Source organism: Natrinema sp. CBA1119, from assembly GCF_002572525.1.
Classification (GTDB): domain Archaea; phylum Halobacteriota; class Halobacteria; order Halobacteriales; family Natrialbaceae; genus Natrinema.
Genome location: NZ_PDBS01000001.1, coordinates 1092850 through 1107107, shown reverse-complemented (window position 1 = coordinate 1107107; position 14258 = coordinate 1092850). Strand labels below are relative to the sequence as shown.

The 14258-nt window shown below is 64.6% G+C and carries 14 protein-coding genes; 7 read left to right on the top strand and 7 right to left on the bottom strand.

All coding sequences use genetic code 11. The features are described from left to right. Window positions 1-343: 343 nt before the first annotated feature. From CP556_RS05480 to CP556_RS05465, 4 genes are all read right to left on the bottom strand, one after another. Window positions 344-1993 carry a preprotein translocase subunit SecD gene (locus CP556_RS05480; protein ID WP_098724698.1) on the bottom strand — a complete coding sequence of 550 codons (1650 nt, stop codon included), beginning with the start codon at window positions 1991-1993 and terminating at the stop codon, window positions 344-346. Then, the gene (gene secF / locus CP556_RS05475; protein WP_098724697.1) at window positions 1990-2865 is read right to left on the bottom strand and encodes a protein translocase subunit SecF; all 876 of its coding nucleotides are present in this window, start codon (window positions 2863-2865) and stop codon (window positions 1990-1992) included. Before secF ends, CP556_RS05480 begins: the two co-directional genes overlap by 4 nt. A 166-nt stretch (window positions 2866-3031) precedes the next feature. After that, a complete protein-coding gene (locus CP556_RS05470) occupies window positions 3032-3505 on the bottom strand; it encodes a DUF5812 family protein (protein ID WP_098724696.1) in 474 nt (157 codons plus the stop codon). 162 nt (window positions 3506-3667) lie between these two features. After that, complete coding sequence (locus tag CP556_RS05465; RefSeq protein WP_176548131.1) at window positions 3668-4120, bottom strand: response regulator; 453 nt, start codon at window positions 4118-4120, stop codon at window positions 3668-3670. Window positions 4121-4297: 177 nt separating this feature from the next. On the opposite strand from CP556_RS05465, the gene CP556_RS05460 reads away from it, so the two are divergent. After that, window positions 4298-5593 (top strand): hypothetical protein, encoded by a 1296-nt coding sequence (locus CP556_RS05460; protein ID WP_098724695.1) that lies wholly within the window; start codon window positions 4298-4300, stop codon window positions 5591-5593. Between the two features lie 522 nt (window positions 5594-6115). After that, on the top strand, window positions 6116-7249 hold the full coding sequence (locus CP556_RS05455; protein WP_098724694.1) for a CPBP family intramembrane glutamic endopeptidase: 1134 nt from the start codon (window positions 6116-6118) through the stop codon (window positions 7247-7249). A 22-nt stretch (window positions 7250-7271) separates the two neighbouring features. On the opposite strand, the gene CP556_RS05450 is transcribed toward CP556_RS05455, so the two are convergent. Then, entirely contained in the window at window positions 7272-7730 is a 459-nt protein-coding gene (locus CP556_RS05450) for an NOB1 family endonuclease (RefSeq protein WP_098724693.1), read from the bottom strand. Between the two features lie 4 nt (window positions 7731-7734). Next, window positions 7735-7980, bottom strand: a complete 246-nt coding sequence (locus tag CP556_RS05445) for a PRC-barrel domain-containing protein (protein WP_098724692.1) — start codon at window positions 7978-7980, stop codon at window positions 7735-7737. Between the two features lie 298 nt (window positions 7981-8278). On the opposite strand from CP556_RS05445, the gene infB reads away from it, so the two are divergent. After that, complete coding sequence (infB, locus tag CP556_RS05435) at window positions 8279-10078, top strand: translation initiation factor IF-2 (protein WP_098724690.1); 1800 nt, start codon at window positions 8279-8281, stop codon at window positions 10076-10078. 233 nt (window positions 10079-10311) lie between these two features. Here infB and CP556_RS05430 read toward each other — a convergent pair whose 3' ends face one another. Further along, window positions 10312-10689, bottom strand: coding sequence for a cyclophilin-like family protein (locus CP556_RS05430; protein ID WP_098724689.1), 378 nt, complete (start codon window positions 10687-10689; stop codon window positions 10312-10314). A 119-nt stretch (window positions 10690-10808) separates the two neighbouring features. Between CP556_RS05430 and CP556_RS05425 the strand changes: the two genes are divergently transcribed. The 4 genes from CP556_RS05425 (at window position 10809) to CP556_RS05410 (ending at window position 14244) form a co-directional block, all read left to right on the top strand. Continuing rightward, window positions 10809-11165: a hypothetical protein gene (locus CP556_RS05425; protein ID WP_098727295.1), complete on the top strand. Its 357-nt coding sequence runs from the start codon at window positions 10809-10811 to the stop codon at window positions 11163-11165. A gap of 138 nt (window positions 11166-11303) precedes the next feature. Further along, window positions 11304-12995 (top strand): glutamine hydrolyzing CTP synthase, encoded by a 1692-nt coding sequence (gene pyrG, locus CP556_RS05420; RefSeq protein ID WP_098724688.1) that lies wholly within the window; start codon window positions 11304-11306, stop codon window positions 12993-12995. Next, entirely contained in the window at window positions 12995-13912 is a 918-nt protein-coding gene (guaA, locus tag CP556_RS05415) for a glutamine-hydrolyzing GMP synthase (protein WP_098724687.1), read from the top strand. The genes pyrG and guaA overlap by 1 nt, the downstream gene beginning before the upstream one ends. Then, window positions 13909-14244: a DUF7126 family protein gene (locus tag CP556_RS05410; protein WP_098724686.1), complete on the top strand. Its 336-nt coding sequence runs from the start codon at window positions 13909-13911 to the stop codon at window positions 14242-14244. Before guaA ends, CP556_RS05410 begins: the two co-directional genes overlap by 4 nt. The last annotated feature ends 14 nt before the right edge of the window (window positions 14245-14258 follow it).

Here is a 14258-nt window from a genome sequence, read left to right as displayed (position 1 = left end):
GGCGCTGCTATTCCCGTCTTTTTCGTCCGATCTCGAGAACACACTTCAACTACAGACGGAGGGAACCAGTTCATCGCCCGTTTCGAACTGTTACTGTCCGACGACAACTTGGCCTCGAGCCCGGCTGCAATTGCAGGCTGGTCGTTCTTCCTTGTCCCGGCGCTGCTTTGTTGTGGTGATCGTGATGCCGATCTGTACCGCCTGTAACGACCCTGTCTCGTACGATTTCGCTGCTGCACACGGTGACGGCGACACCGTCGACTGGTGTCCGCGGTGTCGGGGACGCTAGCGCTTTTCCGGAGCGGATGCAAAACGTCGTAGAAGTAGTGAGCTCTCGAGACGCCTACCGATCGGTGAGCAGGCGTCGCAGGATATCACCGTAGGCGGGACGGGTGATGAGGACCCCGATGAGCACGCCGAGGATGGTGATGATCGCGAATCCTTTGAGGTCGCCGAGGCTCAACACGGCGAGCGGCGAGAGGGCGACGACCGTCGTCGCCGCGGCGGCGCCGATGACCCAGAAGGCTTTGCGGAACCGCGACTGGAAGACCCGCTCCGAGCTGACGTCTCCCTCGTCCATCACCTCGTCGGCGATGATCACGAGGTCGTCGACCCCGGTCCCCACGACGGCGATGAACCCGGCGACGTGGGAGAGATCCAGCGGCATGCGTATCAGCGCGGCGAACCCGAGCAATATTACCACCTCCGCGACCGCCGTCACGATCATCGGAAGCGCAACCCGCGTGTCCGTGTATCGGGCGTAGACGACGCCGCTGACGGTGATCACCGAGAGGAACCCGATCAGCAGCGAGAACTCCTTGAACTGGGTGGCGTGGGCCGGCTCGATCGAGTAGACCTGATCGTTTTCGAAGTCCAGCGGGGCGCGCAGGCTGCCGGCTCGGAGGTTGACCGAGAGCGACTGGGCCTGTTGCTGGCTCGGGGCGCTCATCTGGAAGGTCGGGTTGTCCGCCCAGTCGCCGTTTCGCATCGAGGTCGCGAGACCAGGCCCTTGCCCCGTACTATCGTCGCCCATGCTGTGTGCGTCGAGTACCTCGCCGTCGACGACGGTCAACAGACAGTACTGGGGTTGGTCGTGGTCGAAGCTGACACCGTCATCGGTACTGGAGAGGCTGCACCGACCGACCCCTTCGCTGGTGAATCCGAGGTCGTTCAGTTGCTGCTGGAATTCGCCTGCAGCGCTGTCGCGGACCTGCACCGGGACCGCGTATGTGCCGCTATCCCCTCGCTGCGTTGGCGGATCGACATCGGCGATGTCGTCGCCGGTCAACACCGTCTGATTCGACTGGTTCGTCTGGTTTCCGCTATCGTCGGGATAGTAGGCGACGACCTCGACGACCCCGCGCTCGGAGAGCAACTGACGGAGTTCGTCCGCGTCCATGTTCGGGACCTCGACGACGATGTAGTGTTCGCCGCCCGGCGTCGTCTGCTCGTAGGCCGTCCCGCCGGAGAGCCCCGCCGCGTTGACCTTCGTCTGGATCGTCTGGATCATGTCGTCGCGCGTCTTCTGGGTGACCCCGTCGCGGATGTCGTCCTCCGAGGCGTCGACGTCCGCTGACTGCAAGGCCGCGGCGAACTCGGCCTCGGTCACGTTGTCGGTGAACACCTCCGCGGTGACGGTCCCGTCGTCCTGTACGTCGACGCTGGTGTCCGCCGGCTCGAGGCCGAGCTCGTCGGTCATCGTCGATTCGATCTCGTCGAGCCGTTGGCTCTCCTGTTGGTCGATTCCGTCATCGGCCATCTCGGGCGCGATGTTCTCGGCGGTCATTCCGGTGGCCGGGACCCTGATTCGGGTCCCGCCCTCGAGGCCAAGCCCGAACTCGAGGTTGGTTGGGCCGCTGTCGACGGTGCTCTCGGCGTAGCTGCTGTCGGCCACGATACCGCCGGGGATGAAGAGGGCGACGACGGCGAAGGTGACGAACAGGACGAGCAAGAGGAGCCGCCAGTTGGACTTGACGGCAGCGATCGGGTTCATGAGCGGATCCCCTCGAACTTGTACCAGCGGAGCAGACTCAGATTCAACATGTAGGTGTTCATCAGGTCGGCTGCGAGGCCGACGAAGAGGATGATACCGATCGATGCCAGGAGGCCGATACCGAAGATATACGCCGAGATGGCCATGACGAGCATCGCGGCCATCGACGTAACCGTCATCGTGACGCCGGTCCGCATCGCGCGGTGCGTGCTCTCGTAGAAGCTACCGCTCCGGCGCAGTACGTGGTTGTTCAACAGGATATCGGAGTCGACCGAGTATCCGATCAACATCAGCAAGCCGGCGACCGTCCCGAGCGAGAGTGGGATCCCGGCCAGGCGCATGAACGCCAGCGGGATTACGAGGTCGGAAAACGCCGAGATGACGACCGCGATCGACGGGACGAACGTCCGGAAGAGCAAAAAGACGATGGCGCTCATCCCGACGAACGCGATGGCGACCCCCAGCATGGCCGTCTGCTGGCTCTGCTGGCCGAAGCTTGCAGACGTCGAGGAGACCGCCTGAACGACCTCGCTATCGCCGTCCGAATTGAGCCCCTCCTCGGCCTGATCGCCCAGGGCCTGCGAGTCGGTCGAGGAGAACTGCACGATGTACTGGTTTTCGCTCCCGGTTCCGGTCACCGATTCGGGCTGTTCGTCGAACGCCGACGGAATTTCGTCGGCCGGCGTCGTCGTCTGGACGGTCAACTCCGTTCCGCCGGCGAAGTCCATCCCGAGCGGGACCGGCGTGCCGTACACGAGAAACGATCCGCTGAGGACGAGCAGTGCAACCGCGAGAACCACGAGCGGAACCGCCGCGAGCTGACGGTTGCTGTACCGGGTGTACTCTATTTCCGGTACGTCGAAATACGCCATATACCGGACCACTTGCACCCTCCCGAAGTAAGCCTTCTCAATTCCACCGGCCTCTCGCGGCCCCGAGGCGCCGACTCGAGCCCGAAACTGACGGAGCGTCGTCCGTATGAGTAAGGATTCATCTGACACAGCAGGTAGCGAGTCGATTTTCCACCAACGCCGCCGATCAGTCCGGCAGATATCGCACGCTCACCACGCCGTCGTCGGCCGAGCGACGCACTTCCACGCGGACCGCCTCGAGCCGGGCCGCGCGCGCGATCGTTTCCTCGTCCGCGAGAACGTCCTGCGCTGCGGGTTCGACTTCGCCCTCTGGCACGCAGAACACGTGAATTTCGCCCGTCCCGGCGCGTTCCTCCTGAACGAGGTCGCCGACCTCGCTGTCGGCCGCGAGCTCTCTTTCGTGTTGGGTCGGCTCGAGGTCGCTGTCGACCAGGTCGATCGAGCGTCGGTCTTCGACAGCGATCACTTCCCAGGCGACATCCAGCGGCGGCTCCGGTGCGACGGTGGCCTCGAGGACGTCGTGGACCTCGAGGCCGGGGTTCGATGCGAGGGTGTGGACCTGTGCGGTGTCGACGTCGCGGACGACCGCCGATTCGTCTTCGGCGTGCGTGACGACGAACGTGCCCGTCTTTTCGCTCATGGGCGACCGTACGCGCACCGTCGGTTTCGGGGTTTCGGCTTTCGCTCGCTGTCCGATGGAGTTCGTTGGTCGGGTACCAGCCGCTCGGTCATCGGTCGAGCGACTCCTCGGGATTGGACCGGCCGACTCCGGTGGTCACCACCGGTGGTCACCAGCACTGAGTTACGACGGTGCAGGCGGATGCTGGGCCGAGTCGATCCAGAAGTCCTCGATCGCTTGTGCGAGCGTGTCGAACTCGTCGGGCCCCTCAGGCTTCGTGAGGTACGCGTTCGCGGCCCGATCGTAACTCTTGACGATGTCCGCTTTCGTTTCCGAACTCGAGAGGACGAGGATCGGCGGCGGTGGGTAGTCCAGTTCGTTCTCGAGCGTCTCCAGGACCGTGAGCCCATCTACTCGCGGGAGGTTCAGATCGAGGAGGACGAGATCTAGGTCCGTACTCGCGGTGTCCGTCTCGCAGACGTCGAAGTACGTCGTCGCCTCCTTCCCGTCGGTGACGGTGTGGAATTCGATGTCGCTGTCGACTGTTTTGAACGCTTCTCTGGTCAGACGAACGTCGCCCGGATTGTCCTCGACGAGCAGGATATCGATCGGCTCGGTCGGCGTGTGGCTGGTCATGGTGCTCGTTCTCGACTACGAGATGCGGACGCGTAAGGCCGGTCCCTACACACGTGGTGGGTCCGCCGGGGCGGCGCGGTCGGTGAGGTCGGCGACGGCGGCGCCGCTGAACCGATCCCGGAGCGCCGCTGAACCGATCACGGAACGACTTTAGGCCCGGCGGTCGCCCCCTCGCGTATGAACGTCGACATCGGTAACGCGCTCGCGTCCGTCGCGTCGCCGGGCGTCTCGAGGGAGTCCCTCGAGCGCCTGGACGAGCAGGTGGCGGCCGCCCACGAGCGCATCGAGCGCGGAATGGCGAACGAGGAACACGGCTACGAGGCGCTGAACCTCCCCGAACGGACCGATCCGGACGAGATTCGAGCGGCGGTCGAGCCCGTCGCCGACGCCGACGCGCTGCTCACCGTCGGCATCGGCGGCAGTTCGCTGGGCGCGGCGACGATCACGAACGCGCTCGACTCGGACACCGAAACGGTCTTTCTGGATAACGTCGACCCCGAGTGGGTCTCGAGCCGCCTCGAGGGACTCCCCCTCGAGAACACCGCGATCAACGTGGTCTCGCGATCCGGGACGACGGCGGAGACGCTGGCGAACTTCCTGGTCGTCCGCGAGGCCCTCGAGTCGGCCGGCGTCGACTGGACCGAGCGGACGATCGTCACCACCGGCGAGGCCGGTCCGCTTCGCGACCTCGCGGATCGTCACGATCTGCCGTCGCTGAAGGTCCCCGATGGGGTCCCGGGTCGCTTCTCCGCGCTGTCGGCGGTCGGCATGGTCGCCGCGGCCGTCTGCGGCCACGACCTCGAGGCGCTGCTCGCGGGCGCGGCCGCCGAGCGCGAGACGCTGTCGGACTCGCTCTTCGACTGTCCGGCCTACGCCTACGGCGCGACGACCTACGCGCTGGACGGGCGCGGTGCCGGCGTGAACGCGATCATGCCCTACGCGGAGTCCCTCGAGACGTCCGCGGAGTGGTTCGCACAGCTGTGGGCCGAGAGCCTCGGGAAGGACGACCTCGGCCAGACGCCCGTGCGAGCTCTCGGGGTGACGGATCAACACTCGCAACTCCAGCTCTATCGAGCCGGCCCGCGGGACAAACTCGTCACCTTCGTCACCGCTCGAGACGGAACGGACCGGCCGATTCCCGACACTGACGTCGAGGAGCTGGCGTATCTCGGCGACGCGACGCTGGGTGAGCTGCTCGAGGCCGAATTCGAGGCCACCGAGGCCAGCCTCGCCGCCGCGGGCCGGCCGAACGTCCGCGTCGAACTCGAGCGCGTCGATGAGTACGAACTCGGTGGACTGCTCTACGGGATGGAAGCCGCCTGCGTGCTCGCGGGCGAACTCTACGGTGTGAACACGTTCGAGCAGCCGGCCGTCGAGTGGGCCAAGAAGGCGACGCGCGGGCTGCTCGGCGGCGGGGACTTCGAGGAGGCCGACGCCGTCGCGGAGAAGACGGAGCTTCGGATCGAACGGTAGTCGATCGCCGGGTCCCGTCCTCGTCGCGCCGTTGAAATTTCGCGCCGTTGAAATCCCGTTCTCGAGTGTGCTTTTCGCGTTGTTCTTTTCGCGTGTCCTTCGGCGTGAAGCGTCGCTCACTTCTCGTAGTGACTGGAACGCTGGGTTCTGATGGGTTCGGGTGAGACGAAGCGTCCTGCTATCGTGGCAACAGGGAATCGCCACGCCCTCCCCAGCCGATTCGCTCGCTCCTGCCGTCGCTCGCTCATCCCTCGCGCAATGTCGTCAGCCGCCCTCACTGTCGTTCGGCCGGTCTGCTCACGGATCGCTTCGCTCTCCGTTCACTTTCGAGGCGCTCCCTCAGGTCGCGCCTCGCCGACAGCGCGCGCCACCGCATGCCGGCTGGTCGGTCCGGAGTGACACGTCGTTCCCGATACTAACCGCAGGGGTGAGTAGACACGGTGCCGTTGGGGGTGCAACCGGAGCCCCCGTCACATCGTCCGTTTGCGGTGCGCCTATCAGCCCTCGCACGAACACCTACGTATGACCGAGACTGCACGGGCCGACGACGCCGGCCCGATCGCCTCAGACGTGATTCCCGGGATCGGGACGGCCCTCGCGGGAATCACGATGGTCGCAATGCTCGTCCCCGTCCGCCAGGGCGTCGACGACCCCGCCGTCTGGGCGGGAGTCGGGTTCGCCGTCGCAGCCGTCCTCGCGTTTCTCGTCCGTCGCCACGGCGGCCTCGAGCGAACGATTGCCGGGCCGATCGCCGCCCTCTCGAGCGTCGCGGTCGTCTTGCTCGCCGGCTACGCCCTGAACCAGGGGATTACGGCATCGACATCGCTGCCGTCGGTCTCGCTGTCGATCCCCCTCGTCTTCGTCGCCTTCGTCACTGCGGGACTGACTGCCGGCGTGGGCGTCGCGGAGTCCCTGGGCATCGGACTCGTCGGATTCAAACGCCGTGCGCAGCAGCTGGCCGTCCTCACCGGCGTCGGGTTTGCGGGTCTCTTTGCCCCCGAAGTGACGACGCCAATCCTCGCAATTCCGGTCATCCCCTTCGTCGAGTCGCTCTCGGAGACCGAACTCCTCGTGGTCAGTCAGGTCGTCGCCAATCTCGGTATGGCGCTGGGGACGGCGATCATCGTCGTGGGCTATCTCCGGCTGACCGATCGCGACCGCTCCTTCATCGATCTCCGATTGCCGACGGCGCGGGAGGTCGGCTGGACCGTCGCCGGACTGATCGTCCTCTTCGGGGCCGTCTTCGCGATCGATTTCGTCATGCGGACGGTCGGCGTCGAGGGCTCGGATCACGCGACGACACAGCAAGCACAGGAGCGTCCCGAGCTGATGCTCGTGATGATTCCGATCGCGATCTTGGTCATCGGCCCCTTCGAGGAGTTACTGTACCGGAACGTCATCCAGAAATCGCTCTACGACACGTTCTCGCGGGCCGGTTCCGTCGTCACAGCGAGCGTCATCTTCGCGGCCGTCCACGTCTCCGCGTACGCGACGGCCGGTCTCGGCGCGGTCATCGCCAGTCTCGGCACCGTTTTCGGGCTCTCGCTCGTTCTCGGGACGATCTACGAGCGAACCGAGAACCTCGTGATCCCCGCGCTGGTCCACGGGCTCTATAATGCGTTGCTGTTCGCGAACCTCTACACCCTTTACGGATAACATTCGCCCAGACCCCGTCCCGTTATGAGGGGTTCTTTCTGGCCAGTTCCGACCCGCAGATCGGGCACCGATCCTTCTCCTCGTCGAACTCGCGACCGCAGCCCTGACACTGGTAGCGCCAGTGGCGCTGCTCGTCGATCCCCTCGCGGGCGATCACTTCGACGTCGACGTTGAGTTTCTCCGCGACGTTTTGCATCGCGTAGTCGTCGGTCACGAGGACGGCGTCGAGTTCGAAACTCGCCGCGATGAGGCGAACGTCGGTGTCGGAGAGGACCTCGAGGTCGCCGGACTCTCGGGCCGCGCGTTCGACCTTTTCGGTGGTGTCGTCGTTTGGAATGTGGACGTGCATCCCGGAGCCTTCCATCGCGTCGTAGCGATAGGCGCTCTCGTCTTCGAGTTCCTCGCGGACGAGCGGGATGGTTGCAGTCTGTTCTGTCGTGTGGAAGTCGTGGATAAAAGCCGAGGAGTCGAGAACGTACATACCGTTAGCGCTGGACGACAATGTAGTCTTTGACCGCCTGAACGCGGTTGACGGGAACGAGGAAGTGGCCGGCGTCGTCGAGATCGAAATCGACGGCGCGCCGGGACAGTTCCTCGTCCGGCTCGATAACGAGATCGTTGAGTTTCCCCGATTTGAGATCCATCGTGATGTTGTAGAGCAATCCAAGCTCGGTGCCGTCGGAACCCATGACGGACTTCCCCGAGAGGTTTTCAGCGAGTATATCGCTCATGCATACCCGTACTTACTAATCGGTATTAAAAACCACGGGGTGAGCGCGGCTTGGCGTCTGACGCCGGGCAGACACGGGCCGAATGCCCGTCCGATCGAACCTCGTTCGGACACGGTTGGATCCGTTCGAACGCGCTCGAGTTCGACGCGGACGGTCGGGGCTGGACCCACCCGTCGAACCGGTCCGCAGTCGTCGGGCGGGCCGCGATTGCGGCCGTGATCACCGGAACGCCGATGACGATGGGTTTAACTGCGGCGATACGGACGATTTAGACAAGACCTTCCTCGGGTGGTTCACCATGTCGGATACGGATACACGCGACCCCACATCTCTCAGAACGCCGATCGTCGCCGTCCTCGGACACGTCGATCACGGCAAGACAAGTCTCCTCGACAAGATCCGCGGCTCCGCGGTCATCGAGGGCGAAGCAGGCGCGATCACCCAGCACATCGGCGCGACCGCCGTCCCGCTGGACATCATCTCCACGATCGCGGGCGATCTCGTCGACCCGGACGACTTCGACCTCCCCGGCCTCCTCTTCATCGACACGCCGGGTCACCACTCCTTTACCACGCTGCGCTCGCGCGGCGGCGCGCTGGCCGATATCGCAATTCTCGTCGTCGACGTCAACGACGGCTTCCAGCCCCAGACGCTCGAGGCCTTAGACATCCTCAAGCGCTCCGAAACGCCGTTTATCGTCGCGGCGAACAAGATCGACACGGTTCCCGGCTGGAACCCCAACGAGGACTCGCCGATCAACGACACCTACGAGTCCCAGTCCGAGCGCGTCCGCCAGCGCCTCGACGAGAGCCTCTACGAGATCATCGGGAATCTCTCGGACGAGGGCTTCTCCGCCGATCTCTACTGGCGGGTCCAGAACTTCCAGCGAAACGTCGGCGTCGTCCCCGTCTCGGCGATGACCGGCGAGGGCGTTCCGGACCTCCTGACCGTCATGATGGGCCTCTCCCAGCGCTACATGAAAGAGGAGATGGAGATCGACGTCGCCGGCCCCGGCGTCGGTACCGTCCTCGAGGTCAAAGAGGAGAAAGGGTTCGGGACGACGATCGACACGGTGCTGTACGACGGGACGATCCGGTCGGACGACACGATCGTCGTCGGCGGCCAGAACGAGCCGATCGTGACCGAGGTGCGCGCGCTGCTCCAGCCGCGGCCGCTCGCCGAGATCCGAACCGAGAGCCGGTTCGAGAAAGTCGACGAGGTCTCGGCAGCGTCCGGAATCAAGGTCGCCGCACCTGAACTCGCGGACGCGATGGCCGGCGCGCCGGTCCGGGTCGTCCGCGACCGCGACCTCGAGGAGGTCGTCGCTGAAGTCCAGGCCGAACTCGCGGATATCGCCGTCGACACCGCCGAAGAAGGTGTCGTCGTCAAGGCCGACACGCTCGGCAGTCTCGAGGCGATGGCCGACGCCTTAGGCGACGCGGAGGTGCCGATCGTCCGCGCGGAGGTCGGCGACGTCGCGCCGCGGGACGTCTCGGTCGCCTCGACGGCCGAAGACGGGAAACAGAAGGCCATCCTCGGGTTCAACGTCGACGTGCTCGACGACGCCGAGGACCGGGCGGAGATCGAGGACGTGACGATCTTCACCGACGAGGTCATCTATCAGCTCATCGAGGAGTACGAGGAGTACGTCGAGGGCATCGAAAAGGCCCAGCAGGACACCATTCTCGAGAACATCACGCGACCCGCTCGATTCCGGATCCTCCCGGACCACACCTTCCGCCAGAACGACCCCGCGGTCGTCGGCGTCGAGGTGAACGCCGGAACGGTCCAGAACAACGCGAACGTCGTTAAGTTCGATGGCAACGAGGCCGACCGCGTCGGTCAGGTCAAGGGGATCCAGGAGCAGGGAGAAGACGTCGACGAAGCCCGCGCGGGCAACCGCGTGTCCGTCGCCATCGACGGCCCCACCGTCGGCCGCCAGATCGAGGAGGACGACGAACTCTGGATCGAGATCCCCGAGAAACACGCGAAGATCCTCGAGCAGGAACTCGCGAGCGATATCCCCGGCGACGAACTCGAGGCGCTGAACATGTACCTCGACAAGCAGCGCAGTCGGGATCCCTTCTGGGGCAAGTAAACGTATCTTTTTCCGCCTCGGGTTCGCTCGCAGCGCTCGCTCACCACTCGGCGCAAAAATCTACGCTAAAAAGGCCGCCGTCACGGGCTTCGCCCGTTCCGGCGGGAAACCGCTCACTTCGTTCGCGGATGCTGGCAGCGGTAAGTTATCCAGTTGCCACTTACCGCTAGAACGTTGACCGCACCATTACCTACCCATCGATACAGCCGTTCACCTCCAGAGCGTCCGCGTATTCACTCCTCGGACCGCTCGAGCCGAACCCGTGCCCCGCCCTCGAGGTCCGTGAGCGGCCCCGTCTCAGTAACCCGCGCGACGACAGTCACGGGCGCGGCGGCGCGGGGCTCGCCGTCGTCGCTGGCCGGGGTCGGGCCCCAGAACAGACACAGCTTCCCGCCCGCTGGCCAGTAGGCAATCGCACCCTCAGGCACCGCTTCCCGTGCGTTTTCCGGCGGCACATCCAGTTCGAGATCGAAATAGAGTTCGTCGCCCCAGCGCGTCGCCTCGCTTGCGACGGGCAGCGCGTCCTCGAGTGCGCCCCTCGTTTCGGGTGCGTCGTCGGTCCAGACTGCCTCGAGGTCGCGGCCGTCGACGGTGACGTGTAGATCGGTCATGCTCGTGGCCACGAACGGGCGGTACTTCTCGGTGACGACCGGATTACCGTCGACTCGAGACGGGGCACTCGATCGGTGCCCCTGTAAGGATTAACACGCTCCTCGTGGTGGCCGTTTACATGCTCGTAGAGCTCCGCCAGTACAAACACGAGGAGGTCCAGTTCGACGACAACAGAACGACGGGAGAGTCCCAGACCGAAGACACGGTCAACCCGGACGCGGACGACTACTTCGGCACGGACATGGACGATCTCGACGTCGAGACGTGGGACACCGTCGAGTACGAGGACGATCCGATCCAGCGCCGTTCCGTCACGATCGACGGGGTCACCGCCGTCTCCGTCCCCGGGGATTCGACCGAGGAGGTGGAGGATCCGGGTCTCCCCGGACGGACGATTCAGCTCCGCATGAAAGGAGATCTCGAGTCACTCGAGCACGCCGAGATCGTCGAAGTACAGGACGAAAACCCGAAGTAAGCACCTCCCCGTTTTTGGACGAATGTTTTCCCATAGCGCGGAACACCGAGGGGTGCCCCCTCGACGAGGGGATGACAACCTGTGTCGGAGGCAGTGCGGTCCCGAAATCGTTTTCAAGCGGTCGCGCGCACACTCGGTATGCCGACGGAATCGGACACTCATTATGACCCCTCGCTGGGGAACAAGTTCATCTTCGTCACCGGCGGCGTCATGTCGGGGCTCGGCAAGGGGATCACGGCCGCGAGCACCGGCCGGCTCCTCAAAAACGCCGGGTTCGACGTCACCGCGGTCAAGATCGATCCGTATCTGAACGTCGACGCGGGGACGATGAACCCCTACCAGCACGGGGAGGTCTACGTCCTCGAGGATGGCGGCGAGGTCGACCTCGATCTCGGGAACTACGAACGGTTCCTCGATATCGACATGACCTCGGATCACAACATCACGACGGGCAAGACCTACCAGCACGTCATCGAGAAGGAACGCGCCGGCGACTACCTGGGAAAGACGGTCCAGATCATCCCCCACATCACCGACGACATCAAGCGGCGGATCCGCGAGGCCGCCGAAGGCACCGATGTCTGTCTCATCGAAGTCGGCGGCACCGTCGGGGACATCGAGGGCATGCCCTACCTCGAGGCGCTTCGTCAGTTCGCCCATGAGGAGCCCGAAGAGAACGTTCTCTTCACGCACGTCACGCTGGTTCCGTATTCGAAAAACGGCGAGCAGAAGACGAAGCCGACCCAGCACTCGGTCAAGGAGGTCCGTTCGATCGGCCTCCAGCCAGACGTGATCGTCGGCCGTTGCGAGGATCGCCTCGAGCCGAAGACCAAGGAGAAGATCGCGCTGTTCTGTGATATTCCAACGGACGCGGTGTTCTCCAATCCGGACGTCGAGGACGTCTATCACGTCCCGCTGATGGTCGAAGACGAGGGGCTCGACCAGTACGTCCTCGAGCACTTCGGCCTCGCCGACGAGGCGCTGCCGGAGGGCGAGCGCACCAACGCGTGGCGGGAGATCGTCACCACGGAGAAAGACGGCGAAATCGACATCGCACTGGTCGGCAAGTACGATCTCGAGGACGCCTACATGTCGATCCACGAGTCGCTGAAACACGCCGGCTTCGAGGTCGGCAGTAACGTCACGACCCACTGGGTGTCCGCCGACGAACTGAGCGAGGGCCACGACGGCCAACTCGAGGGGATGGACGGGATCATCGTCCCCGGCGGGTTCGGGATGCGCGGCTCCGAAGGCAAGATTCGGGCGGTTCAGCACGCCCGCGAGAACGGTGTCCCCTTCCTCGGTCTCTGTCTGGGCTTCCAGATGGCCGTCGTCGAGTACGCCCGGAACGTGCTCGGCCTCGAGGACGCTCACTCCGCGGAGATGGAAGAAGACACACCCCACCCGGTCATCGACATCCTTCCCGAGCAATACGAGGTGGAGGACATGGGCGGAACGATGCGGCTGGGCGAGCACACGACCGTGATCGAACCCGAAACGCTGGCCTACCAGCTCTACGGTGACACGTCCTGTTCCGAACGCCACCGACACCGCTACGAGGTCAACCCCGAGTACTTCGACCAGTTCGAGGACGAACCGCTGGTCTTCTCGGGCACTGCGGGCAACCGGATGGAAATCCTCGAACTCGAGGATCACCCGTTCTTCTTCGGGACGCAGTTCCACCCCGAGTACACGTCACGACCCGGACAGCCGAGCCCGCCGTTTTTGGGGCTGGTTGAGGCCATCCTCGAGCAGACTGACGATGGGGTCGAGGCCGAGAGCGAACCCGACGACGCGGACACCGACGCGGAAACAGAGGTAACCCACTAATGGTAGACACCGAGACGTTCGTTCCAGACGCAGTTGCAGAGATCGGCGACGAAATCGGCGACGCGAACGCCGTCATCGCCCTTTCGGGCGGCGTCGACTCGTCGGTCGCCGCCGCACTGGCCTACGAGGCCATCGGCGACCGACTCACGCCGGTCTACGTCGACACCGGCCTGATGCGGAAAGGCGAGACCGACCAGATCCGCGAGACGTTCGACTACATGGAGTCCCTGCGGATCGTCGACGCGAAAGACCGCTTCCTCGAGGCGCTCGGGGGAACCACCGATCCCGAGGAAAAGCGCGAGATCATCGGCGAGCAGTTCATCCGAGAATTCGAGCGCGAGGCCAAAGACGCGGACGCCGACTATCTCGTGCAGGGGACGATCTACCCCGATCGCATCGAGAGCGAGGGCGGGATCAAGTCCCATCACAACGTCGGCGGGCTCCCCGAGATCGTCGACTTCGAGGGCATCGTCGAACCGGTCCGCGACCTCTACAAGGACGAAGTTCGCGAGGTCGCCCGCCACCTCGGCCTCGACGAGATCGTCGCCGAGCGGATGCCGTTCCCCGGTCCCGGACTCGCCGTGCGCGTCATCGGCGAAGTCACCGAGGAGAAACTCGAGGTCGCCCGCCACTCCTGTCACGTCGTCGAGGAGGAACTCGAGGAGTACGAGCCCTGGCAAGCGCTTGCAGCCGTCATCGGCAAGGCAACGGGCGTCAAGGGAGACAACAGAGTCCACGGCTGGGTCGTCTCCGTGCGCTCGGTCGACTCTCGTGACGGGATGACCGCCCGCGCCCAGGAGATCGACTGGGAGACCCTCCAGCGCATTCAGTCCCGGATCACCGGTCAGAACGACAACGTCGCTCGCGTCGTCTACGACGTGACCCACAAGCCGCCCGCGACAATCGAGTACGAATGAGTACCACAACCACGACCGCAATCGTCGCCGGCCCCGACGACGACGGTATCGGCGACGCGCTCGAGCACGAGGGCGTCGACGTCACCCGAATCAACGGCGTGATCTCTCGTCCGCACCTCGAGGAAGCCGGCATCGTCGCGGCTGATCTGTACGTCCTGACCGACACCGAACAGGCGACGACGATCCCGATTGCCTGCGACCTGAACGACGGGCTCCGAACCGTCGTCTACGCTCGGGACTCCGTCCCCGAGTTCGTCAGGGGGCAACTCGACCTCGCGATCGACCCGCAGTTGATGGACGCGAGCATCGTCGCCGACGAACTGGTCGCCTGACGCCGGATCCGTCG